Here is a 25,768-nt window from a genome sequence, read left to right as displayed (position 1 = left end):
CCTGGCGCATCGACACGGCGGTTGAGCGCCCGGGATTACCCGTTCTGTGCCGGCGTACACCCGGCGGATGCTCCCGGCGGCCGGACCGCCGGGAGCACCCCGCTCCGCTCAGGGCAGCTCGGGCGGGTCGAGCCACGTCCAGGCGACGCCGTCGGTGGAGAGCCAGGCGCCCGGGCTGTCCGGCCAGCCGGTCTGCACGTACCCGTCCGGCACCGGGCGGGCGTCGGCGCCGGGCCCCAGCGGCGCCGGGCGCAGCGTCGCGCCGGCGTCGGAGCTGGCGAACATCAGCGGGTTCTCCCGGGCGGAGACGCCGGCCTGCACCACCAGCACCCCGTCGGGCCGCACCGCCGTGCGGATGGTGCGGTCGCCGACCCGGGCCGTCGCGGCGGTCCGCGCCCAGGTGGCACCACCGTCCGTGCTGCGCCACACCACCAGGGCGCCGCGCACCCGGCCGAGCGCGTAGACGGTGCGGCCGTCCCGCGTGGCGACCGCCGGGCCGCCGACGTCGTCGGAGGCGGCGAGGTCGTCCGGGAACTCGTGCCGGGACCAGGTCCGACCGCCGTCGCGGCTCACCTCCACGGCACCGCCGGTGCCGATGATCCGGCTGTCGCGCGCGATGCGCTCACCGGTGAACCCGCTGACCCACAGCCCGGCCCCGGCGGGCACGGTCTCGACCACCACCGCATTGCGCAGCGCCGACGGCCGGGTGAGCTGCGCCAGGTCGCCGGTGGCCGGGTCGGCGGCGATGATCGGGTCCTGCGTGGGGCCGGGCTGGCGGCCGAGGACCCGCCAGCCGGCCGGCAGGGCGGCCACGGGCCGCACGGTCACCTCGCGCCAGGTGGTCCCGCCGTCGGCGCTGGCGATCCATCGGCCGGACCTGCTGTCCGGGGCCGACCGGGGGATGTAGTGGGCCACCACGGTGCGCGGTCCGGCCGCCCGCAGGTCCACCATGGCGTCGGCCGGCACGGGTAGCGGACCGGTGCGCCAGTGCCGGCCGCCGTCGTCGGTGCCGGCCCACCGCGGGGGACAGCCGCGACACTCGGTCCAGCGCAGGTAGACGTGGGTCAGGTCGCCGGCCGCGGGTCGCCCCGTGCTGGCCCGCGGGCCGGTGCCCGGGGTGGGCGTGCCACCCGGGGTGGGGATGAAGTCCGGCGTACGGTCGGTGCCGAACCGGGTCGCCGGCGGGACGTCCTCGCCGGACCCGGCCGCCACGGCGACCCCCGAGCCGGCGAGCAGCACGGCGGCGGTGGCGACGGTCAGGATCCGGCGCTGGCGACGGCGGCGGCGCGCCGCGGCGACGACCTGCTCGAAGTGCGGCTTGAACCCGGCCTGGGCGGCGGCGTTGAGGCCGGCGAAGTTCAGCTCAGGCATGGCGGGCCTCCCGGTCGGCGCGGCTCCGGACAGCTGTGGCGGCGGTCGGCGCCGACGGGACCGGGTCGTCGTCGCCGAGATGCTCGGCCAGCGCGCGGCGAGCCCGGACCAGCCGGGTCTTCACCGCCTCCACCGAGCAGCCCATGGCGGACGCCACCTCGGTGACGGGCAGGTCCGCGAGGTGATGCAGCACGACGGTCTCCCGGGCCGTCCGCGGCAGCTTCTGCAACGCCGCCACCAGCGCGACGTGATCCGGGGACAGCGCCGGCGCGCTGGGCCGCGCCGGGTCGAGGCGACCGGAGCGGACCAGCCCGTGCAGCAGCACCCGGCGGCGGTGCCGGGACCGGGCGACGTTCAACGCCACCGTCCGCAACCAGGCCTCCGGGTTGGTCACCTCGCGGAACCGCCCCGGCCGGGCCAGCGCCCGGACGAACGCCTCCTGCACCACGTCCTGCGCCTCGGCGTAGTCGCCCGTCATGGCGTACGCCTGCGCGACGAGGCGGGCCGCCGAGGTGGCGTACACCTGTCTGATCTGTTGCTGTGGGTCCACATCGTCCCCTCCCGTGTCATCACTCACCCGGTACGACCGGCGAGCGGGCCGCGCGGTGACATCTTCCGCGGCGCTCAGGATCGGCGTGTGGCGACCGCCGGTCCGGTGCTGGTGAGGATGACGAGCTGCTGGGTCGCCCGGGTCATCGCGACGTAGTGGTCCACCGCGCCCTCGATGCCGTCGCCGAACGCCTCGGGGTCGACGAGGACGACCAGGTCGAACTCGAGCCCCTTCGACAGCTCCGGGGTCAGCGACCGGACCCGGGGCGTCTCCCGGAACGTGGGGTCGCCGATGACGCAGGCGACCCCCTCGGCGTGCGCGGTGAGCCAGGTGTCGAGGATCGAGCCGAGATCGGAAGCGGATCCGTGTACGACGGGAACGCCGCCGCCGCGGATGGAGGTCGGCACGTTGGCGTCCGGGAGCACGGCCCGGATGACCGGCTCGGCTTCCGCCATGACCTCCTTCGGCGTCCGGTAGTTGATGCTCAGAGTGGCCAGGCGGATCTTGTCGAGTCCGATCCGTTCGAGCCGTTCCTGCCACGACTCGGTGAACCCGTGCCGGGCCTGGGCGCGGTCCCCGACGATGGTGAAGCTCCGGGACGGGCAGCGGAGCAGGAGCATCTGCCACTCCGCGTCGGTCAGTTCCTGGGCCTCGTCCACGACGATGTGCGCGAACGGGCCGGCGAGCAGATCCGGGTCGGCGCCGGGCAGGCCGGCCTCGTCGACCAGGGCGTCCTGGAGATCGAGTTGACGCAGGCTCGACAGCACACCCTCACCGTCGTCATAGGCGTGGGCCTCGATCAGTTCGTCGACGACCGTGGCCATGCGCGCGCGTTCGGCCGCCACCGTGGCGTCGTGCCGGCTCCGGCGTCCGGACGCCTCGGGGTCGCCGAGCCGCTGCCGTGCCGCGTCCAGGAGCGGCAGGTCGGACACCGTCCAGGCCCGGGCGTCGACACGCTGCAACCGCCGGACCTCGTCGGGTGTGAGCCAGGGGGCGCACCTGCGCAGGTAGGCGGGGACCGACCACAGGTCCCCGACGAGGTCGGTCGCTTCGAGCAGCGGCCACGCGCGGTGGAAGGCCGTCCGCAGCTCCCGGTTGCGCAGCAGGGACCGGCGGAGCTGGTCGGCCGGCTCCTCGCCGTCGTGCTTGTCGGTGAGGATCGTGAGCAGCTCCTCCCAGACCTGGTCGCGTGCCTCGTTGTGCGGGGTGCCGGGATCCGGCGCGTCGAACGCGGCGGCCCAGTCGTCGGCGCTCAGCCGGATCTCGGACTCGTCTGTCGTGACCGTCATCCCCCTGACCGGCGGCTCCTCGTAGAACCGGACGGCCGCGTCGATCGCCGTGACGAGCCGCGCGGACGACTTCAGCAGCGCCACGTCCGGGTCGGCCTCGACCGTCGCCGTGGCGCCCTCGGGGACGAGGTCGCGCAGGGTGCAGGTCTGCACCTCCTCCTCGCCGAGGCTGGGAAGGACGTCGCCCACGTATGCGAGGTAGGGCTGGTGCGGACCGACGAACAGCACGCCGCCCCGGCGGTGACCGAGGTGCGGGTCGGCGTAGAGGAGGTACGCGGTGCGGTGCAGGGCCACGACGGTCTTCCCGGTGCCCGGACCGCCGTCCACGACGAGAGCGCCGCGCGATCCCGCCCGGATGATGGCGTCCTGGTCGGCCTGGATGGTGCCGAGCACGTCCCGCATCCGGTTCGACCGGCTGCCGCCCAGGCTGGCGATGAAGGCGGACTGGTCGTCGAGCGCGGCGTGCCCGTCCCAGCCGTCGGAGGTGAACACCTCGTCCCAGTAGTCGGTGATCCGGCCCTGCGTCCAGCGGTACCGGCGGCGGCTCGCCAGGCCCATGGGGTTGGCGTGGGTCGCGCCGAAGAACGGCTCGGCCGCGGGGGAGCGCCAGTCGAGCAGCAGCCGGCAGCCCGCGCTGTCCGTGAGGCCACGCCGACCGACGTACACGGGCTCGCTGCCGTCGGCGCCGACCATGCGGCCGAGGCACAGGTCCACGCCGTACCGGTGCAGGGTGCGCAGCCGGGCGGTCAGGCGGCGGACCTCCTCGTCCCGGTCCGACGCCTGCCGGCCCTTGCCGCCGGGCGCCCGGCGGGCGGCGTCGAGGCGGTCGGACAGGTCGGCGGACAGCCGCTCGAGGCTCTCCGCCATGGCCGCGAAGTGCTCCTCGTCGCGGGCGATCAGGGCCGGGTCGGCCTTGGGTGAGAGACGGTCGGGAAGGTCGAACACGCTGCTGGTTCGGGGATTCAACGCACCGTTTCCGATCTGGGGCCGCGGCGGCGCCGCCGGTCGCCGGCGCCGTTCCGCCACCCCGTTTCCGCAGGTAGCTGGCTTCGGCCGGTGATTCTGCGGCACCACCGGGGTCTTGCCGCAAGCCCCCCGGTGCGATATACGTTGGAGGTGGCAGGGAGCGGATGCTCCCTTTTTTCCTGTCCACGGACGACCGCCGGCCGGACGCCCCGGGCCCGGTTGGGGCGACCCGGGGCGCCGGCGCGGGGTCAGGGCAGCGCCTTCAGGAACGGGCCGTGCTGGAGCCGGAATTCCCAGCCGTAGTACCGGTCCCAGTTGATCGACCACGTCATCAGGCCGCGGAAGCCCGGGTTGGTACCGCTGCGCGGCGTGTAGCCGCCGCAGCTCTGGCCCTTGACCAGGCAGGTGACCGCCTGCTGCACGCCCGCCGGGGCGACGTAGCCGTTGCCGGCGCTGGTCGACGACGGCGCGCCGAAGGCCACCTGGTCCTCCCGTAGCGCCGGGAAGACGGCGCTGGCGTTCCCGGCGACCGGGAAGCCGGCGAGCAGCATGTCGGTCATCGCGATGTGGAAGTCCGCTCCGCCCATCGTGTGGTACTGGTTGTCCAGCCCGACGATCGGGCCGGAGTTGTAGTCCTGCACGTGCAGCACCGTGAGGATGTCGCGCAGGGCGTGGATCACGGGCAGGTACGAGCCGGCGCGGGGGTCCTGACCGCCCCACGGGCCCGGTCCGTAGAACTGGTAGCCGAGCTGGACGAAGAACGTCTCCGGAGCCATCGTGAGGACGAACCCGGCGCCGTAGCGCTGCTTCAGGGCCCGGATCGCCGCGATCAGGTTCACGACCACGGGCGTGGTGGGGTTGCGGAAGTCGGTGTCGCCCGGGTTCAGGTAGAGGGAGTGGCCCTCGAAGTCGATGTCCAGGCCGTCGAGGCCGTACCGGTCGATGATCGCGGACACCGACCGGACGAAGGTGTCCCGGGCGGCGGGCGTGGTGAGCTGGACCTGCCCGTTCTGGCCGCCGATGGACAGCAGCACCTTCTTGCCCTGCTGCTGCTTGGCCCGGACGGCGGCGGTGAACTCCGCCTCGGTCTCGACACTGGGGCACTCGGCGACGGGGCAGAGCTCAAAGCGGATGTCGCCGGAGGTCACCGAGGTGGGCTCGCCGAAGGCCAGGTTCACGATGTCCCAGTCGGCGGGGACGTCGGCCATCCGCAGGTAGCCGGAGCCGTTGGCGAAGCTGGCGTGCAGGTAGCCGATCAACGCGTGCTTCGGCAGCCCGCCGGCCGGCGGGGGGCTCGTCGGCGGTGGTGTGGTGGTCGGTGGCGTGGTGGTCGGCGGAGTCGTGGTGGGCGGCGGGCTGGTCGTCGGCGGCGCGGTGGTCGTCGGCGGGCTGGTCGGGGTGCCGCCGCCGCACGGGGCGCCGTTGAGGGTGCAGTCGGTGGGCGAGCCGGATCCGGTGGCGAGGAAGCCGAACGACACCGAGGCGCCGGGGGCGATCGTGCCGTTCCAGGACCGGTTCGTGAACGTGTGCCGCTGGCCGACGCTGCTGACCGTGGCGTCCCAGTACGAGCCGAGGGTGGTGCCCGCCGGCAGGGTGAAGGCGACCTGCCAGCCGGTGATGGTGCTGGCGCCGCCGTTGGTGATCGTGTACCTGCCCTCCCAACCGGTGCCCCAGTCGGAGGTCTTGGCGAAGGCGGCGGTGGGCCCGGCGGCCAGCGCCGGGGCGGCGAGCACCACGGTCGCGGCGGCGGTGGCGAGCGCCGCGAGAGCGGCCAGGAAGGGGGTACGGGCGGTGCGGTGCATCCGGTCCTCCCGGTACGGGGTGGGCCGTCTGAGACATCGACGGATGCACAATTATTAGGTTTGTTAACTGTAACTGTCCAGGACCGCTGTGTCGTGGCGGTCACTTCCGGCGGTGGATCCCGGCACACCGTGGTTGGATGGCGGGATGGGTTTCACGGTGACGGACGTGCCCGAGCGGGACCGGTTCGAGGCGCGGGACGAGACGGGCACGACGGCGGGGTTGGTCACCTACCAGCTGACCGGCAACATCATCGCCTACACTCACACCGAGGTCGCCCCCGAGTTCGAGGGGCACGGCGTCGGCTCGCTCCTGGCCCGGGCGGTCATGGACGACGCGCGGGCCAACGGGCGGACCGTGGTGCCCATCTGCCCCTTCCTGGCCGGCTGGCTGGAGAAGCACCCCGAGTACGACGACATCGTGGCCCGCTCGACCCGCAAGGTGAAGTAGCGGCGCCCTCAGTCCGCTGAGCGGGTGAGGAGCGGCGACGCGCCCAGCGGCGCCGCGGGGATCTTCGCTTCCGTGCCGTCACCACCGCGGACGGGAAGGATGCCCGCCGGGTTGTCTTCCGCTGCGCGCCGGCGCCCGGCGCGGACCACCGCGGCCGCCGCCACCACCGCCGTCGCCGTGATCATCGCTGCCTGCAGCAGTGACCGCCGCCTGCTCCGTCGACGCTTCATGTCCTTGCCTCCTGGCGCTCTCGCATTCTGTCTCGTTGTCATGATGGGGGCGTCAGACCGGCCGATCGGGACGTTTCGGGAACTTCGCCACCGCCCGGGTGAGTCCGTCCGGTTGCCGGTCCGACTCCCACGGTCACACCGGATCGGTCCGGCCACGGCGGGGCCCCGCCGGGCGGGTCTCGCCCCGGATCGGCAGCCAGTAGAAGGGAATGAACGCGGCGATCACCGTGACGCCGAGGGCGGGAACCAGGGCGCCCAGCAGGGTGCCGGCGGCGATCCAGGTGAGGGCGAGCCGGAAGCGCCGGCCGATGGCCCTGGCGCCGGCGGCGTCGAGGGTGGCCACGAGCAGCTGGGGACGGCGGCGCGCGTACGCCCAGATGGCGTTGAACAGGACCGCTGCCAGTTCGAACGTGAGGCCGTGGAGGACGACGGCGACCCGCTCACCGTGCCCCTCGCGGAACGCCTGGGCCAGCACCGAGGCGGCGAAGGGCAGGAAAGCGATGTCCATCAGCAGCACGGTGTTGAGGAACAGCACCGTCCGGTCGGCGGTGCGGATCTGGTCGAACATGACGTGGTGATTGGCCCACACCTGCCCGATCAACATGAACGTCACGGCGTAGGCCAGGTAGGACGGCCAGAGCGTGACGAGGCCGGACAGCAGGTGCCGGCTGTCCTGCGGCGGGCGGATCTCCAGGACGAGCAGGGTGACGGCGATGGCGATGACCGCGTCGGTGAACGCGACGACCCGGGAAGGATCCCGCTCGATGCCGAACGGTGACGAGCCTCCCGGCCTCCGGGCGGGTGCTGGCACGGTCCCAGCATCCGGCACCGACCCCGCCGGGGCACGTACGCCGGGCGGCAATTCGCGGCGTTCGTACCAGGAAGGGGTCGGCGGACCGCCGGTCGCGGACCGCCGACCCCCCCGGGGATACCTGGTGTTACTTGACGCCGCCGGACCGGAACGCCACCCAGGCGTCACTCATCCGGTCCGCCTGTCCGGCGGTGAACATGTTCATGCAGGAGTCCTGCGTGTAGTCCATGAAGTTGTGGATCGGGTCCAGCCCGGGTGCGGTGCAGGTGTCCGCGCCGACCGGGCAGTTGAACTGCGGCGCCGCCTCCCGCGGGGTGTCGGCCACGAAGTCGCCCGAGGCCGAGCATCCGTGCGCGAAGGTGTGCTCCAGCATCAGCCAGTGCCCCACCTCGTGCGTCAGCGTGTCACCCAGGGCGTACTTGCCGGCCGTTCCGCCCGGCATCGACTCGTCGAGCATCACCACGCCGTCGATGTAGTCCCGGCCGTTGTTGTAGCCCTTGGGGAAGTACGCCCAGCCGAGCAGGCCGCCGCCGATGTTCGCCGCGTACACGTTCAACGTGCGGGCGTCGCCCGTGTACAGCGCCTTCTTCATGTCCCGCTCGTTCTTGCCGGGCACGACCGTGTACCAGTCGCTGTTCACCGTCCACGTCGTCCCGACCAGCGAGAACCGGAACGGGGTGTCGGAGGCGTCCGCCGCGGTGCGGCCGGCGTACGAGTCGTTGAGCACGGTCATCTGCGCCGCGATCAGGGTCTTCCACCGGGTGGTCTCGGCCGCGCTGAGGGCGTGGTCGGAGACCATGTGGAAGACCGTGGGCACGGTCACGCTGCCGTTGGGCAGGCGCGGCGAATCCTTGATCACGCCGTAGGCGTTCGCCTCGTTCTTGGAATACAGCTCGGGTTCCTGGGCGGTGGCGCCCTCGGCCACGCGCGCCGCGCCGTGCCCCTCGGCGCCCGGCGCGCACGCCGCCACGCCGGCGGAGGCGGTCGCGGGTGCCGCCGTGACCGCCGCCGCGGATGCTCCGCCGGCCCCCAGGAACGTCGCCGCGGTGGCGGTCAGGACCGCCAGTTGGAAGGTTGGTCTTCTGTGCATCGTTGCACCTTTCGCCGGGATGATGTCACCGACCTGGATGGACGGACGCGGGCCGCCAGCAAGTCGGCGCCGTTCCGGTATGAGAACACGCCGCTGACCTGAGCAAAAGGCCCGATCGGGCCGCCCGCGCACCCGGCGGGTGACAGGCCGCCGCCGGCATGGGAGCCTACCGGTCGGTAACGTTCCCGGCGGAAGGCAGTGACATGGCGGACCTGACATCGTTGGCGGACCCGGGCGGGCAGCAGCCGGCGGCCCTCGATCCGGCCGCCGTGCGCCGCGCCTGGCGGGTGACCGAGCCCCTGCACGCGATGATCTACTTCGTGCCGGAGGCGCACGAGCGGTACGCCGCCCTCGGCCTGCCCGCGCCGGCCGGCTACTTCGCCTCCCGCGCGGCCGCCCTGGGGCCGGTCGGGCCCGGCCCGGTGGTGGCCAGCTTCTTCAACTTCAACCCGGACCTCGTGGCCCGGGTGCTGCCGGCCGCCTGGGAGCGGGCGGCACCGGCCGCCGTGCTGGCCGCCCGGCGGGACGCCGCCGACGCGGCCCTGACCCGGGCGCTCGGCGACGCCGTGCGGTCCCCGGAACTGGTCGAGGCCGCCGAGCTGGCCCGGCGCGCCGCCGAATCTGCCACCGCCCACCCCGAGGGGCGGCCGCTGTTCGCCGCCCACGCCGCGCTGCCCTGGCCGGACCAGCCGCACCTGATCCTCTGGCAGGCCCAGACGCTCCTGCGGGAGTTCCGTGGCGACGGGCACGTGGCCGCCCTGGTGCTCGCCGGCCTGACCGGGCTGGAGGCGCTGGTGCTGCACGCCGCCTCCGGCGAGGTGTCGGTCCGCTTCCTGCGCCGCACGCGGGGCTGGACCGGCGAGCAGTGGGCGGACGCCATCGACCGGCTGCGCGGGCGCGGGCTGGTCGAGGGCGACGAGCCCGCGCTGACCGACAGCGGGCGGGCGCAGCGCGCGTGGATCGAGGCGGCCACCGACCGGCTCGCCACGCCCGCGTACGCCGTGCTCGGCGCCGACGGGTGCGCCCGCCTCGCCGAGCTGACCCGGCCGCTGAGCCGGGCCGTGGTCGCCGCCGGGCTGCTCGACGTCGACAACGCCGTGCCGCCGCCCCGCCGGCCCTGAGCCGGGCTCGGCCACGCCCGTCAGGTCAGATCGAGCTGTACCGTGGCGATCTCCCAGGCGCGCAGCGGCAGCCGGACCAGCCCGTCAACGACGTCGAGCGGCTCGCCGGCCCGGCCGAGCAGGTCGGCCCGCCACGCCCCGCGAACCGTCGCGCCGCCGAGCACGGCCGTGGTGTCCACCGGGGTCTGCGCCACCAGCCGCACCTCGGTGCGGCCCGCCCGGTCCCGGACGCTGGTCACCACGACGCCCGGGCCGTCGACGGAGAGCCCGACCGTCGGCGCGGGGAGCGCGGTGGCCGGGTCGGCGGTGCCCGGGAACGCCAGCACCTCGTGCCGGTACGCCTCGGCCGCCGCCAGCACCCCCGCCTCGTGCCACGCGCCCCGGTACGGCAGCACCGCCAGCTCGACCGTGCGGGTACCCCGGCACTGCGCCTGGGGCGTGGGCAGCTGCGGACCGGCGGGCTCGTCGCGCAGCGCGTGCCGGTTGCGCGACAGCATCCCGATCGACCGCAGCACGGTGACCGCCAGCTCGCGGCCGGCGTCGGTCAGCTCGTACTCGGTGGGCTGGGTCAGCAGCACGGCGAGCGCGCCGTCCGGCCCGCCGGCCGCGACGAACCCGTTGGCCGGGAAGGTGGGCAGCGGCACCTCGCCGCCACCGCCCTCGGCCGTCAGGCCGCGCGCCACGACGGCGAACTGACCCTCGGCGTACGAGGTGTCGGCCGGCGACGGCAGCGGCAGGTGCAGCCGCACCCGATGGTCGTCGCAGCGGTTGTCGAACTCGACGCGCAGCCGGACGAAGCCCTCGCCGCGGCGCAGCTCGACCCGGGTGGTCACGGTGACGGGTTCCCGGTCCACGGCGCGGGAGCCGGCGTCGACGTCCGCGGCCACCGGCCAGCGGTACTCGCGTACCACGTCGAGGACGGCCACCAGCGGGCCGTCGTGGCGCACGACGGTCCGCACCGCCCGCGGCTTGTCGACCAGTTCGTCGGCGGCCGGCGGGGCGTAGTTGTAGCTGTCGCCCACGTCGCCGCCGTCGACGATCCGGCCGACCCCGTCCACGGTCACCCCGTCCGGGGTGGACAGCGCCAGGGTGCCGTCCTCGGCGACGTCGACCCGGAGCAGGCCGTTGTCGAGGCTGCGGCCGGTCACCGTGACCGGGTCGGACGTGGGCGTCGCGGTCGCCGGGAGCGGTGCCGGCCGGACCGCGGCGCGTCCCAGCGGGGGCACGTCCACCAGGGCGGCCACGGTGGCCCGGGGAGCGGCGAGGATGCGTACCCGCCACTGGTCGGCCTGTGCGGCGGCGGCGAGCGCCAGGCGGACGTCCTCCACGTCGAAGGCCGGGTCGCCGTGGCGGGCCACCTGGAAGGTGACGGTGGCGTCGTCGGGTGACACCGACCAGGCGGTGACCTCCTGGCCGTACAGCTCCCGGCCGTGCACCCGGGTGAGCACGGCCGGCAGGTCGGCCGCCGGCACGACGTCGTCGGCGAGCAGCGTGCGGCTGCGGTCGAGGACCTGGGTGGCCACGCGGCGGCCGGCGGCGTCGGTGAGCGCCACGGCGCCGTCGGCCGGCGTCTCCACGTCCAGGCACACCAGCGCGGTACGCGCCGCCGGGGTGGGATTGAACAGCAGGTAGCCGTCCCGGGGCACGGCGGTCGACAGCCGCGTGCCGACCAGGTCGCAGACCGCCCGGCCGAGCTGGTCGGCCTCGGCGAGCCGGGCGGCGACCTGCTCGGCGGTCTCGTCGCAGCCGCAGCCGGTCACCGAGTCGTGGCAGCTCGCGTCGATCAGCCGGGTCCAGGCCATGTCGAGGAAGCGCTGCACGGATCCGTCGTGGGTGAGCGCGGCGAGCGGTTCGGCGTACCGTTCGACGCGCCGCTCGGCCCGGTTCATCGCCTGCTTCAGGTGCGCCCGCACGGAGATCACGCCGGGCAGGATGTTGGCCCGGGCGTGCGAGCGCAGCTCGCCACGCACCACGGGCAGGCCGTCGACAGTGGCCGGTTGGGTGGCGAAGTACTCGGCGAGGGTGCCCAGCCGCAGCCGGGTGCCCGCGACGTCGGCGGTGGCCAGCAGGTCGGGGGCGTCCGGCGCCGGCGCCGCGTGGTCGGTGCCGTACATGCCCAGCACCGGGGTGTCGTCACCGGCCGGGCGCCACCCGGCGAGCCGGTCGGCCAGGTCGCCGGCCCGGCGGGTGACCTGCGCGGCGTCGTCCATGAGGCCCGCCGCGTTGCCGTAGCCGCCGGGCAGGTACTGGGTGCGGACGGTGGTGCCGTCGGGCGCCTGCCAGGCGAACGCGTGAGTGTGCACCCGCTCGGGCACGCCCCGGAACACGCAGGCGTGGGCCAGTCCGGCGCCGGCCAGGATCTGCGGCATCTGGGCGATGTGGCCGAACATGTCGGGCAGGTAGCCGACCGGCATGGCGCCGCCCAGGTCGGCGCTGCGCGCCAACCCGCGGTCCAGGTTGCGGACGATGTTCTCCCCGGAGCAGAGGAACTCGTCCAGCAGGATCTGCCAGGGGCCCACCGACAGCCGGCCGGCCCGGACCAGGTCGATCACCTGCTCCCGCCGCTCGGGGCGGACCTCCAGGTAGTCGTCGACCGCGGCGAGCTGCCCGTCGAGGGTGAACCGCTGCCGCGGGTCGCGCTCCATCCGGTCGAACACGTCGTCCAGCAGCGCCACCAGCCGCAGCCGGAACCGCTGGAACGGCTCGTACCACTCCCGGTCCCAGTGGGTGTGCGGGACCACGATGATCTCGGTCGGTCGCGTCATCAGCTCGCCGCCTCTCCGCCGATCGCCGCCCCGGTCAGCTCCCCGTAGCGGCGTACCACCTGCTGGCTGGTCCGTACGTCGGCCGCGCCCTCGGCGATGCCGGTCAGCGGCGCGGCACCCGCCGTGACCATCGCGTGGAACGCGACCAGTTCCTGCTCGAACGCCTCGGTCACCGACCGGTACGCGGCCCGCCGCTCGCCGCCGCCGTGCTCGTCCACCACCGTGAGCGTGGTCGGCGCGTTGAGCAGGTACGGCGAGGGGAACACCAGCTCCAGCGAGCCGCGGGCGTGGTGCAGGGTGACCGTCTCCCGGTAGGCGGGGTAGTCCGGCAGGTTGAGCCACCGGATGCCGTAGCGCGCCCCGCCCGGCAGCCGCCCGCTGATCTCCACCGACGGCTCCGCCGGGCCGTCGGGGCGCAGCGGCCAGGTGGCGACCTGCTCCACCGTGGCCGGCGCCCCGGTGAACAGCCGCAGCAGGGACAGGTCGTGCGAGATGCTGTTGATCAGGATCTGGTAGAGGAAGCGGGCGCCCGGGTCGGCGCCGACGGCGGTGTCGAGCAGCGCCCGGTCGGCGGCGGACAGCCGGGCCACCTCCTCGGCCGGCACGTCGTCGGCGGCCGGCGGCAGGTTGGCGAAGCGCAGCTGCCGGTCGCCGCCGGCGTGCAGCACGGTCACCTCCACGGCGTGCACCCGCTCCGCGCCGCCGAGGTCCGCCAGCAGCCGCGCGGCCTCGGCCACCGCCGGGTCGTACTGCTTCATGTAACCGACCATCAGCGCGGGGCTGCCGGCGCCCAGCTCGGCCAGCCGGGCCGTCTCGGCGAGGGTGTAGGCCAGCGGCTTCTCGCACAGCACGGGCAGGCCGGCGCGCAGCGCCAGCGCGGCCAGGTCGCCGTGCGAGCCGGAGGTGGCCAGCAGGACGGCGTCGCAGCCGCCGTCGGTGACCATCCGGGCGGCGTCGGTGTAGCGGCGGGCGGGCTCGACGCCGTACCGCTCACCCAGCTCGGTCAGCCGGGACGGGGACAGGTCGGCCAGCGCGACGATCTCGAACAGGTCGGCGCGGCGTTGCAGCAGCGGCAGGTGCACCGTGCGGGCGATGATGCCCAGCCCGGCCACCGCGATCCGGATCCGCTTGCCGGGCTCGGTCATCGCAGCGCCTCCTCGAGCCACCGCCGGTTGGCGTGCTGGTCGGCGCGGATCCGGTCGAGGTCTCCGCCCTCGGGGGCGTCCTGCTCGATCACCAGCCAGCCGGTGTAGCCGGTGTCGTCGAGCGCGGCGAACACCCCGGCGAGGTCGACGTCGCCGCGGCCCAGGGCGCAGAAGCCGCCGGCCGCGACCATGTCCATCAGGCCGCCGCCGGCCGCCCGGGTCCGGGCGTGGGCGGCGAGGTCCGCGTCCTTCAGGTGCACCTGGCCGATCCGGCCGGCCCACCGGCGCGCGGCGGCCACCGGGTCGCCGCCGGCCAGCGCCAGGTGCCCGGTGTCCAGGCAGATGGCGATGTCGGTCAGTTCGAGCAGCCGGTCGGCCTCCGCCTCGGTCTCCACGTCGGTGCCGAGGTGGTAGTGGAACACCGGCTCCAGGCCGCGATCACGGCACCGGTCGGCGGCCTGCTGCACCCGCGCGGCGAAGTCCGGCCAGGCGGCGGCGGGCAGCGCCGACGCCAGGTCGGTCGGGACGCCCGGACGGGCCATCCGGCCGGGGTTGCCGGGGCAGGCCAGGGTCGGCCGGGGCGCGAACCGGGGGTCGTCGACCGGCGCGGCGGTGAACACGTCGAGCGCGGCGTCGAGCTGGGTCAGATCCTCGGCGAAGCCGGCCGGGTCGGCGAACCGCAGGTCGACCCAGCCGCCGGCCAGGCCGATGCCGGCCGCGGCCAGCCGGCGCGCCAGGGTCTCGCCGGTGCCGAGGTAGCCGATCGGACCGGAGTCCACCCCGGTGTAGCCGTCGCGGGCCAGTGCCGCGAGCAGGTCCTCGGGGCCGACGGGCGCGCCGGTGGGCTGGTAGATGCCGTAGTTGACGGGGGCGCCGGCCACCCGCGTGCGTGCGGTCAGCTGCACAGTGCGATCACCTCCATGCGGTGGGACTCCAGGACGTGCAGCCCGTCGCCGGCCGGCAGCAGGCACCGGTCGCCGCGGACCACCCGGTGCCGCCCGTCCGGGTCGGCCAGCAGCGCGCCGTCGGCGTCGAGCGCCAGCAGCTCGTCACCGACGCGCAGCAGCAGCGGCCCGCCGGGGTCGGCGGAGACGGCGGTACGGCCGCCGCGCAGCGCGTCCAGCACGGCGTCGCCGGGTGCGCGGTCGGGGTCGGCGAGCACCCAGGTGGTGGGGGAGCCGGGCGGCGCGTCGTCGCCGGGGCGGTGGAAGTCGCTGCCGCCCACCGCCACGACGTCCGGCCGCCAGGCCCGCGCCCAGGCGAGGGGGGCGCCCCAGGTGCGGTCCCACCAGCCGGAGTGCCACACCTCGACCAGCTGGGTGCGGTCGGCCAGCGGCTGTCGCCAGGCGCAGTCGCCGCCCAGGGGGTGGTTGACCGACATGAGCCCGCCGTCGCGCCGGGCGGCGGCGAGCCACTCGTCCGGCGGGCGGCGGAAGTCGACCCAGCCCACCGGCCCGAACACGTTGGCGTGCCCCCGGTCGGTGGTCACCTCCTGGCCGGGGAGCAGCGTGATGCCGTAGCGGGCGGAGGCGGCCGGCAGCCACGGGTGGTGGCTGACGGTGTTGTGGTCGGTGACGGCGAGGAAGTCCAGGCCGCGGCCGGCGGCGAGCGCGGCCAGCTCGTCGATGGTCGAGCTGCCGTCGCTGTGCACGGTGTGCGCGTGCAGGTCACCGGCGAGCCACCGCCAGCCGTCGACGGTGGGCAGGTCGCGGCGGGGCGGGCGGTCGGGGCGGGGTGGCGCCGCCGGTGCGGGTGGCGCGGGCGGCGGCGTGCCGCTGGTGGTGGCGGTGACCTCGTAGTCCAGCCCATCCGGTGGGATGCGGTGCAACCGCAGCAGCACCTGCCACTCGCCGGGTTCCAGCTCACCCGGCAGGTAGCCGGGGGTGGCCCAGTCGGCGGCCACGGTGTAGCCGTCGCGGGCGCCGCCGGACCAGCCGCGGAAGCCGTCCGGACCGACGCAGCCCAGGTCGAGCACCCCGGCCTCGCGGGGGTAGTCCAGCCGGACGGTGAGCGCGGCGGTGCCGGGTGCGACGGTGACCGGCAGGGCGCGCAGCACGTCGTCGGCCCGGTCCTGCAGGGTCCACCTGCCGCGGTGCACGACCACGGTCAGCTCCGGACGGCCGCGTCGGCCCGGGGAGCCGGTACGCCGGCGGCGGCGGTGACCAGGTTCCCGTCCCGGTAGAGCAGTGACCGGCCGGGGCGGGGCACCGCCCAGCCGGTGTCGCCCGGTTCCGGTTCGCCGCCCTCGGGCACCACGACCTGCACACTGGTCCGGCCCGGGTCGCCGGCCCCGTCGCCCGCCTCGGCGTCGTCGGTGGGTACGTCCAGCGAGACCAGGGAGACGCTGCCGAGATTCTCCACGACGACGACCTCGCCGGTCAGCGCGCAGGGGACCGCCGTGGGGGAGTAGTCGAGGTATTCGGGGCGGATGCCGTAGACCAGCCGCTCGCCGTCGGAGACCCGGTCGCGGGCGTCGTCGGGCAGCGGCAGCCGGGCCCGGGCCACGGCCAGCTCGTCGCCCCGCACCCGCGCGTCGATCAGGTTCATGGGGGTGGAGCCGATGAAGCCGGCGACGAAGGTGTTGGCGGGGCGGCGGAACACCTCGGTGGGGGTGCCGACCTGGCGGATCCGGCCGCCCTCCATCACCGCGATCCGGTCGGCCAGCGCGAGCGCCTCGGCCTGGTCGTGGGTGACGAAGACGGTGGTGACGCCCAGCTCCCGCTGCAGGCGCTTGAGGAAGGTCCGGGCCTCCAGCCGCAGCCGGGCGTCGAGGTTGGACAGCGGCTCGTCGAGCAGGAACACCTGCGGGTGGCAGGCCATCGCCCGGGCCAGGGCGACGCGTTGCTGCTGGCCGCCGGAGAGCTGCCCCGGGCGGCGTTCCAGCAGCCCGGACAGGCCGAGTTCGTCGGCGGTGTCGGCGGCCTTGCCGGCCCGGCTGCGCCGGTCGACCTTCTTGATCCGCAGCGGGTAGGCGATGTTGTCCCGCACGGTCATGTGCGGGAACAGGGCGTAGTCCTGGAAGACCATGGCCACGTCGCGCTTGCCCGGCGGCAGGTTCGTGACGTCCCGCTCGCCGATCCGCACGCTGCCGCCGGATGCGACCTCCAGGCCGGCGATCGTGCGCAGCAGGGTGGTCTTGCCGCAGCCGGACGGGCCGAGCAGGGCGAAGAACTCCCCGTCGGCGATCTCCAGGTCGAGGGCGTCCAGGGCACGTACCCCGCCGGGGTAGACCTTGGTCAGCTCGCGCATGGTGATGGCGGACATCAGCGCTTGATCCCTCCGTGGAAGCGGAACCCGTATCGGCTGCTGACGAAGACGAACATGAGCGCCACCGGCAGCGAGTAGAGCAGCGAGAAGGTGGAGAGCAGCCGCAGGTCGGCCTGCCCGCCCTCGGTGTAGAGGGTGTACATGATCACCGCGGCGGGCGCCTTGTCCGGCCCGCGCAGCAGCAGGAACGGCACCAGGAAGTTGCCCCAGACGTTGGCCACCGCCCAGACCCCGACGGTGGCCAGGCCGGGACGGACCAGCGGCACCACGATGTGCCGCATGATCTGCAACGGGCTGGCGCCGAAGACCCGGGCCGACTCCTCGTAGGACGTCGGGGTGGAGTCCATGAAGTCCTTGAGGATGAAGATGGCCGCCGGCAGCAGCCCGCCGCTGAGGATCAGGATGACGCCGAGCCGGGAGTCGATCAGGTTGAGGCGGAAGGCCAGCTCGAACAGCGGCACCATGGTGGCGGTGCCGGTGACGATCGAGGACAGCAGCAGCAACCCGTACAGCAGCGCGTCGCGGCCGGGCACCCGCACGCGGCTCAGCGCGTACGCGGCGAGGGCCGCGAAGATCACCACCAGCGCCGCGGTGCCGGCGGCCAGGTAGACCGAGTTGAGCAGCGAGCTCAGCGCGTACGGGTTGTCCAGCAGGGCGCGGAAGTTGTCCAGGGTGAACCGCGGCAGCGAGGCGGTGACCGTCGGAGTGTCGTCGAACGGGGCGGTGGCCAGCCACAGCAGCGGCAGTGCGAAGAAGCCCAGCACGGCGCAGAGGAACGTGTAGCGGCCGACCTGGGCGAGCAGGTGGCGTACCGCGACCGTGGGCCGGGTCGACCCGGTGGTGGGCGCGGTCGCCGTGTCGGTGGTCACGCCGCCTCCTTCCGCCGGCCCAGCATGCGCAGGTAGACCAGCGCGATGACCAGGTTGATCAGCAGCATGATGAACGAGATGGCGGCGCCGAAGCCGAGTTCGCCGCCGGACAGCGCCACCTTGTAGACGTAGACCGGCAGGATCTCCGAGCGCTGCTCGGGGCCGCCGGCGGTGATCAGGAACGGCGCGAAGTCGTTGAACGTCCAGAGGCTGATCAGCAGCAGGTTGGTCAGCACGTGCCCGCGGATGCGGGGGAAGACCACGTCGCGCAGCTGCTGCCAGGTCGAGGCGCCGGCCAGCCGGGCGGTCTCCAGGTGCGAGCGGGGGACGTTCTCCAGCGCGGCGGCGTAGAGCATCATCGAGAACGCGGTGCCGCGCCAGGTGTTGAAAAGGATGATCGACAGCATCGGGTGGTCCAGCAGCCAGGCCGTCCCGGGGATGCCGAGCAGCGCGTTGAGCGTGCCGGCGTCCCGGTCGAGCAGGGCGATCCAGAGGAAGGCGACCACCGAGCTGGGCAGGATCCAGGAGAGCAGGACGAACCCCTCGACCACCCGGCGCAGCGGGCCGCGGCGGTCGCGCAGCGCGAACGCGATGGCGAACCCGAGCCCGGCCTGGCCGATGACCGCCGAGCCGAGGACGAACTGCAGGGTGAGCAGCAGCGAGTTGGTGAACCGCTCGTCGCCCAGGGCCTGGGTGTAGTTGTCCAGGCCGACGACCTCGGGATGGGCGGCGGCCAGGCCGGTCAGCCGGTAGTTCGTCACGCCCAGGTAGATCGTCCAGGCGGCCGGTACCACAAGGAAGACCAGGATGAGGACCATGGCCGGGACGAGGAACCCGGTGGCCCGGGCCCGGCCGAGGCCGGCGGCGTCGGGGGCCGGGGAGGCGCCCGTGTCCGGGCGCCTCCCCTCCACCACCTGGTCAGGAGGTGACGTTACCTGGGCCACCGACAATCCCTTCGACCTTCTTCTGGTACGCGGTGGCCGCCTCGTCGGCGCTCTTGCCCGAGGCGGCCGCGGCGGTCGCCTCCTGGAGCGCGACCGACACCTGCGGGTACACCGCCAGCGGCGGCCGGTACGCGGTCACCGGCAGCACCTTCTCGGTGATGAAGCTGAGCATCGGGTCGCCCGCGAGGACCTCCTTGTTGACGTCGCTGCGCGCGGTGATCCGCTTCTCGCCCGCGAGTTCGGCCTTGACGCCCTCCGCCGAGTGCATGAAGGACAGCAGTTCCCACGCCTGCGAGGGGAACTTGGAGTTGGGGTTGAGCACCCGGACGCCACCACCGGACATGCTGACGAAGTCCTGGCCGCGGATGCCCGCGCCGGGCTGCTTGGCGGGGATCATCGCGAAGCCGACGGTGGTGTCCCGGTCGGCCATCTTGGCGATGCCGTCCTTCGGGTTGATGACGCTGCGCCAGAAGTAGTCACCCTCGCCGAGGATGCCGATCTTGCCGGCGGCGAACTCGGCGAACGACTTGTCGCGCCCCTTGGCCTCCTGCTGGAGCTTGGGGTCGCCCAGGCCGCCACCGTAGACCTTGGTGTAGAAGTCGAGCATGTCCTTGACCGGTTGGGTGGCCCCGGCCCACTTGCCGTCCTTGTAGATCTCGCCGCCCGCGCCGACCAGCAGCGGCAGCGCGCCCTGCATGGAGGTGGCCTCGCCCATCGCGGTGCCGGCGTTGATCTGGATCGGGGTCACCCCGGGCAGCGCCTTGAGCTTGGCGCCGGCGTCGAGGATCTCCTGCCAGCTCTTCGGCTGCCAGTCGGCGGGCAGGCCGGCCCGGGCGAAGAGCTTCTTGTTGTAGTAGAGGACCCGGCCGTCGGTGCCCAGCGGGATGCCGTAGCGCTTGTCCTCGAACGAGCCGAGGCCCTGCACGGTCTCCGGGATCTGGGACCAGCCCTCCCAGGAGTCGACCTGGTTCCCGGCCACCTCGGACAGCGGCTTGAGGTAGCCGGCCTGGGCGAACTCGCCGACCCAGATGCCGTCCACGGCGATCACGTCGGCGCCGCCCTTGGAGCGCAGGTCCAGGGCCAGCTTGGTCTTGTACACCTCGTCGTCGACGCCGCTGGGCACGAACGTCACCTTGGCGGTGACGCCCTTGGCCTTCTGCGCCTCGACGAACTTGGGGATGACCCACTTCTCGATCCACTCCGCGCCGGCGGAGTTCTTGCCGCCGACGATGGAGTTGGCGGAGATCGTGAGGGTGATGTTCTTGGCGTCCTTACCGGCGGGCTCGTCCGAGCCGCCGCAGGCCGTGGCGGCGAGGGCGACGGCGGTGAAGGCGGCGAGCACGCCGGCGGCGCGTCTCGGATTGGCTGACATGGGCTGTTTCCCTTCGCAAGGAGGAACTTCGAAGAGACTCGTGGGGTCGCCCCGCCGGCCGCACGTCCGCCGCCGGCGGTGCTTGCGGCCACAATGTCATGACAGCCTGACGACGTAAATACCTGTCACTGAAATGAGCGCGAAACATCCACCGTCACCGCTCCGCGACGGTCACCTCGAGGGAGTAGCGGCTGGCCCGGTAGATGTGCGCGCCGTGCTCGACGTATCGGCCCTGGTCGTCGTAGGCGGTGCGGGTCATGGTGAGCACGGGCGCGCCGCGCCGCTCGCCCAGCATCTGCGCCTCGGCGGCGGTGGCGGCCCGCGCCCCGATCCGCTGCTGGGCGCCGCGGACCCGCCGCCCGCCGGCACGCAGGATCGCGTAGAGGCCGTCGGCCTGCAGGGCCGCCATGGTGAGCCGCGGCTGGTCGACCGGGAGCCAGTTCTCCATGAGCGCGAGCGGTTCCCCGTCGGAGAACCGCAGCCGGCGCAGGTGCTGCACCTCGCCGCCGGGTGGCACGCCGAGGGCGGCGGCGACCGCCGGCGGGCAGGCCACGGTGGCCAGCTCCAGCACCGAGGTGGACGGCCGCTGGCCGGCGCGGACCAGGTCGTCGTGCAGGCTGGTCAGCTCGACGGCACGGCGGACCTCGCCCCGCACCACCTGGGTGCCCACGCCCCGCCGGCGGACGATCAGTCCCTTGTCGACCAGGTGCTGGATGGCCTGCCGCACGGTGGGCCGGGACAGCCCCAGCCGGTCGGCCAGCTGCAACTCACTGTCCAGGCGGTCACCCGGGGCCAGCTCACCGCGCTGGATCGCCGCGGCGAACTGCTGCGCGACCTGGAAGTAGAGCGGGACCGGGCTGCTGCGGTCGACCGCGATCTCGGGGCCGGTCACGGAATCCTCCTCGCTGCGGCTGCGCGGGATCGGGGAGTGCTGATGCGCGCCACTGTACCGAAGTGATCACGGAGCGCAGAGCACGGTTGTCATGACAACACATTGACACAACTCGTAGGCACTGTTACCAATCAGGGACGGAATCGAGCTGGCGGACACGCCGACGCCGGCCGGGACGGAGGGCGCCGCATGCTCGATGTGCTCACCATCGGCCGGGTCGGGGTGGACATCTATCCGTTGCAGGTCGCCACGCCGCTGGCCGAGGTCGAGACGTTCGGCAGGTTCCTCGGCGGCAGCCCCACCAACGTGGCGGTCGCGGCCAGCCGGCAGGGCCTGCGCGCCGGCCTGATCACCCGCACCGGCGCCGACGCCTTCGCCGGCTACGTGCACCGGGCGCTGCGCGAGTTCGGTGTGGACGACAGCCAGGTCCGCCCGGTCGACGGGCTGCCCACCCCCATCACCTTCTGCGAGATCTTCCCGCCGGACCACTTCCCGCTGTGGTTCTACCGCACGCCCACGGCCCCCGACCTGCAGATCCGGCCCGAGGAGCTGGACCTCGACGCCGTCACCGCGGCCCGCGTCTTCTGGCTCACCGGCACCGGCCTGTGCCAGCAGCCGAGCCGGGACGCGCACACCGCCGCGCTCGCCGCCCGGGCCGGCCGCCCGCACACCGTGCTGGACCTCGACTACCGGCCGATGTTCTGGCCCGACCCGGCGGCCGCGACCGCGGCCGTCGCCGAGGCGCTGCCCCGGGTCACCGTCGCCGTCGGCAACCTCGACGAGGTGGAGATCGCGGTCGGCACCCGCGACCCGGACCGGGCCGCCGAGCTGCTGCTCGAACGCGGGCCCCGGCTCGCCGTGGTCAAGCTCGGCCCGGAGGGCGTGCTGGCCCGCACCGCCGGGCAGAGCGTACGGGTGCCGCCGGTGCCGGTGGACGTGGTCAACGGGCTGGGCGCCGGCGACGCCTTCGGCGGCGCGCTCTGCCTGGGGCTGCTGCGCGACTGGCCGCTGGAGCGGACCATGCGCTTCGCCAACGCCGCCGGCGCGATCGTCGCCTCCCGACTGGCCTGCTCCGCCGCCATGCCCGACTACGCCGAGACGGCGGCGCTGGCCGGGGACGCCGCGTCGCGTCCGGCGCCGTCGACCGCCGCCCTGACAGGAGAAGACCGGTGAGCACCGAGTACGACGCGCTGACCCGCACCCGCGCGCACCGGCCGCAGGCGATCGCCGAAGCCGCCGCCCGCCGTACCCGCCGGCCCTGGCCCGAACCCGGCCGGCCGCTGTTCGTCATCGCCGCCGACCACCCGGCCCGCGGCGCCCTCGGCGTACGCGACCGGCCGATGGCCATGGCCGGGCGGGTGGACCTGCTCGACCGGCTGCGCGTGGCGCTGTCCCGGCCCGGCGTCGACGGCGTGCTCGGCACCCCGGACATCCTGGAGGACCTGCTGCTCCTCGGGGCGCTGGAGAACCGCCTGGCCATCGGCTCGATGAACCGCGGCGGCCTCTCCGGCGCCACCTTCGAACTCGACGACCGGTTCACCGCCTACGACGCCGACAGCATCGCCGCGATGCGCTACGACGGCGGCAAGATGCTCTGCCGGATCGACCCGGACGACCCGGCCACCGCCTCCACCCTCCAGGCCTGCGCCCAGGCGGTCACCGCCCTCGCCGCGCACCGCACCGTGGCCCTCGTCGAACCGCTCTGGGTGGCCCGCGACGGCGGCCGGGTCAGCGCCGACCTGCGCCCGGAGGCGGTCATCAAGGGCGTCAGCGTCGGGCAGGCGCTCGGCGCGACCAGCGCGTACACCTGGTTGAAGCTGCCGGCCGTCGACGAGATGGAGCGGGTGATGGCCGCGACCACGCTGCCGGTCCTGCTCCTCGGCGGCGACCCGGTGGAGGCGCCGGACGTCGTGTACGCGCGGTGGTCGCGGGCGTTGCGGCTACCCGGCGTGCGCGGCCTGGTGGTCGGCCGGGCGCTGCTCTACCCGCCCGACGACGACGTGGCCGCCGCCGTGGACCTGGCCGGGTCGCTGCTGCCCACCGGGCAGGACGCGTGAGGACCCCCGACGCCCACCTGCCCTGGGGCGGCACCGCCCGCACGCCGTGGGCGCTGGAGGTCACCCCCGAACGGGCCGGCTGGACCTACGCCGGGCTGCGGGTGCTCACGCTGCCCTCCGGCGGCGAGGTCAGCTTCACCACCGGCGACGAGGAGATGCTGGTCCTGCCGCTGGCCGGCGCCGCCACCGTGCACTGCGACGGGTTGCGAATCGCCCTGACCGGCCGGACGTCGGTGTTCGCCGCGGTCACCGACTTCGCCTACCTGCCCCGCGACGCCGACGTGACGATCCGCGGCGCGGGACGCTTCGCGCTGCCGTCGGCCCGGGCCACCCGCCGGCTGTCGCCCCGCTACGGCGCGGCCCGGGACGTGCCGGTCGAACTGCGCGGCGCCGGCCCGGCCAGCCGGCAGGTCAACAACTTCTGCGCCCCGGACGCCTTCGACTGCGACCGGCTGGTCGCCGTGGAGGTGCTCACGCCCGGCGGCAACTGGTCGTCGTACCCGCCGCACAAGCACGAGCAGGACCGGGCGTACGACGACGGGCGGGTCGAGGCCGCGCTGGAGGAGGTCTACTACTTCGAGGTGGCCGGCGGCGCGCCCGGCGAGGGTCCGGTGGGCTACCAGCGGGTCTACGGCCACGCCGACCGGCCCGTCGACGTGCTGACCGAGGTGCGCACCGGCGACGTGGTGCTCGTCCCGTACGGCTACCACGGGCCGTCGATGGCCGCCCCGGGCTACGACCTCTACTACCTGAACGTGCTGGCCGGACCCGGGGCCGCCCGGACCATGGCCTGTGTGGACGATCCCCGGCACGGGTGGATCCGGGGCAGCTGGGCCGGCCAGCCGGTGGACCCGCGGCTGCCGCTGACCCGGCCCGCGACGAAGGAGGCGTGATGCCCAGGTTGACGGTGGCGCAGGCGGTCGTGACGTTCCTGGCACGGCAGTTCTCCGAGCGCGACGGGCGGCGGCAGCGGCTCATCCCGGCCTGCTTCGGCATCTTCGGCCACGGCAACGTCGCCGGGCTCGGCGAGGCCCTGGCCACCGCCGGCGCCGACCTGCCGTACCACCTCTGCCGCACCGAGCAGGGCATGGTGCACACGGCCGCCGCGTACGCCCGGATGACCGACCGGCTCAGCACCCTGGCCTGCACCACCTCGATCGGGCCCGGCGCGACGAACCTGGTCACCGGCGCCGCCGGCGCCACCATCAACCGGCTGCCGGTGCTGCTCCTGCCCGGCGACATCTTCGCCACCCGGGTCGCCAACCCCGTGCTCCAGGAACTGGAGGACCCGCGCTCCTACGACGTGAGCGTCACCGACGCGCTGCGGCCGGTCTCCCGCTACTGGGACCGGATCAACCGGCCCGAGCAGCTGCCCGCGGCGCTGCTCGCCGCCATGCGGGTGCTCACCGACCCGGCGGAGACCGGCGCGGTCACCCTCGCCCTGCCGCAGGATGTGCAGGCCGAGGCGTACGACTGGCCGGACGAGCTGTTCGCCGAACGGGTCTGGCACGTGCCGCGACCCCGCGCCGACGAGGCGGCGCTGGCCCACGCGGCCGGGATCGTGCGGGCGGCACGCCGGCCGCTGCTGGTGGCCGGCGGTGGGGTGATCTACAGCGGGGCGACGGAGGCGCTGCGCCGGTTCGCCGAGGAGCACGGCGTGCCGGTCGCCGAGTCCCAGGCCGGCACCGGCGCGCTGCGGCACGACCACCCGCTCGCCCTCGGCGCCGTCGGCGTCACCGGCACCAGCGCCGCCAACGAGATCGCGGCCGGCGCGGACGTGGTCATCGGGGTGGGCACCCGCTACAGCGACTTCACCACCGCCTCCGGCACCCTGTTCGGCGACGGCGCGCGGTTCGTCAACCTCAACGTCACCCGCTTCGACGCCGCGAAACTGTCCGGCACGCAGGTCGCCGGCGACGCGCGGGAGAGCCTCACGGCCCTCGGCGAGGCCTGCGCCGGCTGGGCCACCGAGCCGGCGTACCGGGAGTCGGTAACCCGGCTGCGCGAGCGGTGGGCGGCCGTCGCGGACCGCGCCCGGCACGCCGACCCGGACGGTCCGCCCACCCAGACCGCGGTGATCGGCGCGGTCAACGACGCCGCCGGCCCGCGCGGCGTGGTGGTGTGCGCCGCCGGGTCGATGCCCGGCGACCTGCACCGGCTGTGGCGCAGCGAGGACCCCAAGAGCTACCACGTCGAGTACGGCTACTCCTGCATGGGCTACGAGATCGCCGGCGGGATCGGGGTGAAGCTGGCCGCGCCGGAGCGCGAGGTGTACGTGCTGGTCGGCGACGGGTCCTACCTCATGCTGCCCAGCGAGCTGGCCACCGCGGTCGCCGAGGGCGTCAAGCTGGTCGTGGTGCTGGTCGACAACTCCGGCTTCGCGTCGATCGGCCGGCTGTCGGAGAGCGTCGGCGCGCATCGCCTCGGCACCGCCTACGCCGACCGGGCCGGGGAGCCGCTGCCGATCGACCTCGGCGCCAACGCGGCGAGCCTCGGCGCCGACCTGATCCGGGTGTCCACCATGGCGCAGCTCCGCGCGGCGCTGGCGACGGCGACCGCGGCCACCCGGACCACCGTGGTGCACGTGCGGACCGACCGGTTCGAGGCCGGACCGGACGGCGGCGCCTGGTGGGACGTGCCGGTCGCCGAGGTCTCGACCACCGTGGAGGGGCGGGCCGCCCGGGCGGCGTACGAGGCGGGACGCAAGACCCGGCGCACCCACCTCCGTCCCGGTTGACGGATTCCCTGTCACGATGGGGGCCCGACCGGACATGGGACG

General features: G+C 74.3%; 22 protein-coding genes. 6 read left to right on the top strand and 16 right to left on the bottom strand.

Translation table 11 applies throughout. The annotated features are described in order from the left end of the window. Positions 1-108: 108 nt before the first annotated feature. From NFX44_RS15905 to NFX44_RS15890, 4 genes are all read right to left on the bottom strand, one after another. A complete protein-coding gene (locus NFX44_RS15905; protein WP_262284337.1) occupies positions 109-1,371 on the bottom strand; it encodes an exo-alpha-sialidase in 1,263 nt (420 codons plus the stop codon). Continuing rightward, entirely contained in the window at positions 1,364-1,921 is a 558-nt protein-coding gene (locus tag NFX44_RS15900) for an RNA polymerase sigma factor (RefSeq protein ID WP_262284336.1), read from the bottom strand. The genes NFX44_RS15905 and NFX44_RS15900 overlap by 8 nt, the downstream gene beginning before the upstream one ends. A gap of 74 nt (positions 1,922-1,995) precedes the next feature. Next, entirely contained in the window at positions 1,996-4,155 is a 2,160-nt protein-coding gene (gene helR, locus NFX44_RS15895; protein WP_262284335.1) for an RNA polymerase recycling motor ATPase HelR, read from the bottom strand. 269 nt (positions 4,156-4,424) lie between these two features. Beyond that, positions 4,425-5,978, bottom strand: coding sequence for a chitinase (locus tag NFX44_RS15890; RefSeq protein WP_262284334.1), 1,554 nt, complete (start codon positions 5,976-5,978; stop codon positions 4,425-4,427). Positions 5,979-6,123: 145 nt separating this feature from the next. Between NFX44_RS15890 and NFX44_RS15885 the strand changes: the two genes are divergently transcribed. Continuing rightward, on the top strand, positions 6,124-6,426 hold the full coding sequence (locus tag NFX44_RS15885) for a GNAT family N-acetyltransferase (RefSeq protein ID WP_262284333.1): 303 nt from the start codon (positions 6,124-6,126) through the stop codon (positions 6,424-6,426). Between the two features lie 8 nt (positions 6,427-6,434). On the opposite strand, the gene NFX44_RS15880 is transcribed toward NFX44_RS15885, so the two are convergent. The 3 genes from NFX44_RS15880 to NFX44_RS15870 form a co-directional block, all read right to left on the bottom strand. Then, positions 6,435-6,611, bottom strand: a complete 177-nt coding sequence (locus NFX44_RS15880) for a hypothetical protein (protein WP_262284332.1) — start codon at positions 6,609-6,611, stop codon at positions 6,435-6,437. A 178-nt stretch (positions 6,612-6,789) separates the two neighbouring features. Then, positions 6,790-7,467, bottom strand: coding sequence for a TMEM175 family protein (locus NFX44_RS15875; RefSeq protein ID WP_262284331.1), 678 nt, complete (start codon positions 7,465-7,467; stop codon positions 6,790-6,792). A gap of 127 nt (positions 7,468-7,594) precedes the next feature. Continuing rightward, positions 7,595-8,557, bottom strand: a complete 963-nt coding sequence (locus NFX44_RS15870) for a zinc metalloprotease (protein ID WP_262284330.1) — start codon at positions 8,555-8,557, stop codon at positions 7,595-7,597. 203 nt (positions 8,558-8,760) lie between these two features. Between NFX44_RS15870 and NFX44_RS15865 the strand changes: the two genes are divergently transcribed. Next, positions 8,761-9,678, top strand: coding sequence for a hypothetical protein (locus NFX44_RS15865; RefSeq protein WP_262284329.1), 918 nt, complete (start codon positions 8,761-8,763; stop codon positions 9,676-9,678). 20 nt (positions 9,679-9,698) lie between these two features. Here the strand turns inward: NFX44_RS15865 and NFX44_RS15860 are convergent, their stop codons facing one another. The 9 genes from NFX44_RS15860 to NFX44_RS15820 form a co-directional block, all read right to left on the bottom strand. Then, the gene (locus NFX44_RS15860; protein WP_262284328.1) at positions 9,699-12,443 is read right to left on the bottom strand and encodes a glycoside hydrolase family 38 C-terminal domain-containing protein; all 2,745 of its coding nucleotides are present in this window, start codon (positions 12,441-12,443) and stop codon (positions 9,699-9,701) included. Then, positions 12,443-13,588 carry a Gfo/Idh/MocA family protein gene (locus NFX44_RS15855; RefSeq protein WP_262284327.1) on the bottom strand — a complete coding sequence of 382 codons (1,146 nt, stop codon included), beginning with the start codon at positions 13,586-13,588 and terminating at the stop codon, positions 12,443-12,445. The genes NFX44_RS15860 and NFX44_RS15855 overlap by 1 nt, the downstream gene beginning before the upstream one ends. Further along, complete coding sequence (locus tag NFX44_RS15850; RefSeq protein ID WP_262284326.1) at positions 13,585-14,493, bottom strand: sugar phosphate isomerase/epimerase; 909 nt, start codon at positions 14,491-14,493, stop codon at positions 13,585-13,587. The genes NFX44_RS15855 and NFX44_RS15850 overlap by 4 nt, the downstream gene beginning before the upstream one ends. Beyond that, positions 14,484-15,692 (bottom strand): CehA/McbA family metallohydrolase, encoded by a 1,209-nt coding sequence (locus tag NFX44_RS15845; RefSeq protein WP_262284325.1) that lies wholly within the window; start codon positions 15,690-15,692, stop codon positions 14,484-14,486. The genes NFX44_RS15850 and NFX44_RS15845 overlap by 10 nt, the downstream gene beginning before the upstream one ends. Positions 15,693-15,694: 2 nt before the next feature. Continuing rightward, a complete protein-coding gene (locus NFX44_RS15840) occupies positions 15,695-16,852 on the bottom strand; it encodes an ABC transporter ATP-binding protein (protein ID WP_262284324.1) in 1,158 nt (385 codons plus the stop codon). Next, complete coding sequence (locus NFX44_RS15835) at positions 16,852-17,724, bottom strand: carbohydrate ABC transporter permease (protein WP_262284323.1); 873 nt, start codon at positions 17,722-17,724, stop codon at positions 16,852-16,854. The genes NFX44_RS15840 and NFX44_RS15835 overlap by 1 nt, the downstream gene beginning before the upstream one ends. Further along, positions 17,721-18,638 carry a carbohydrate ABC transporter permease gene (locus NFX44_RS15830; protein ID WP_262284322.1) on the bottom strand — a complete coding sequence of 306 codons (918 nt, stop codon included), beginning with the start codon at positions 18,636-18,638 and terminating at the stop codon, positions 17,721-17,723. Before NFX44_RS15830 ends, NFX44_RS15835 begins: the two co-directional genes overlap by 4 nt. A 4-nt stretch (positions 18,639-18,642) precedes the next feature. Then, positions 18,643-20,040 (bottom strand): extracellular solute-binding protein, encoded by a 1,398-nt coding sequence (locus NFX44_RS15825; RefSeq protein WP_262284321.1) that lies wholly within the window; start codon positions 20,038-20,040, stop codon positions 18,643-18,645. 154 nt (positions 20,041-20,194) lie between these two features. Next, positions 20,195-20,932: a GntR family transcriptional regulator gene (locus NFX44_RS15820; RefSeq protein WP_262284320.1), complete on the bottom strand. Its 738-nt coding sequence runs from the start codon at positions 20,930-20,932 to the stop codon at positions 20,195-20,197. Positions 20,933-21,121: 189 nt separating this feature from the next. Here NFX44_RS15820 and iolC point away from each other — a divergent pair, with 189 nt between their 5' ends. Genes iolC through iolD form a run of 4 tightly spaced genes read left to right on the top strand, consistent with a single transcriptional unit; the run spans position 21,122 to position 25,726 of the window. Further along, a complete protein-coding gene (gene iolC, locus NFX44_RS15815) occupies positions 21,122-22,105 on the top strand; it encodes a 5-dehydro-2-deoxygluconokinase (protein ID WP_262284319.1) in 984 nt (327 codons plus the stop codon). After that, positions 22,102-22,989 (top strand): aldolase, encoded by an 888-nt coding sequence (locus NFX44_RS15810; RefSeq protein ID WP_262284318.1) that lies wholly within the window; start codon positions 22,102-22,104, stop codon positions 22,987-22,989. The genes iolC and NFX44_RS15810 overlap by 4 nt, the downstream gene beginning before the upstream one ends. Continuing rightward, the gene (gene iolB, locus NFX44_RS15805; protein WP_262284317.1) at positions 22,986-23,882 is read left to right on the top strand and encodes a 5-deoxy-glucuronate isomerase; all 897 of its coding nucleotides are present in this window, start codon (positions 22,986-22,988) and stop codon (positions 23,880-23,882) included. The genes NFX44_RS15810 and iolB overlap by 4 nt, the downstream gene beginning before the upstream one ends. Next, on the top strand, positions 23,882-25,726 hold the full coding sequence (iolD, locus tag NFX44_RS15800) for a 3D-(3,5/4)-trihydroxycyclohexane-1,2-dione acylhydrolase (decyclizing) (RefSeq protein ID WP_262284316.1): 1,845 nt from the start codon (positions 23,882-23,884) through the stop codon (positions 25,724-25,726). Before iolB ends, iolD begins: the two co-directional genes overlap by 1 nt. Positions 25,727-25,768: the final 42 nt, after the last annotated feature.

It is taken from the genome of Micromonospora sp. MA102 (assembly GCF_025460765.1).
GTDB classification, from domain to species: domain Bacteria; phylum Actinomycetota; class Actinomycetes; order Mycobacteriales; family Micromonosporaceae; genus Micromonospora; species Micromonospora halotolerans.
This window is presented reverse-complemented; position numbering and strand designations above follow the sequence as displayed.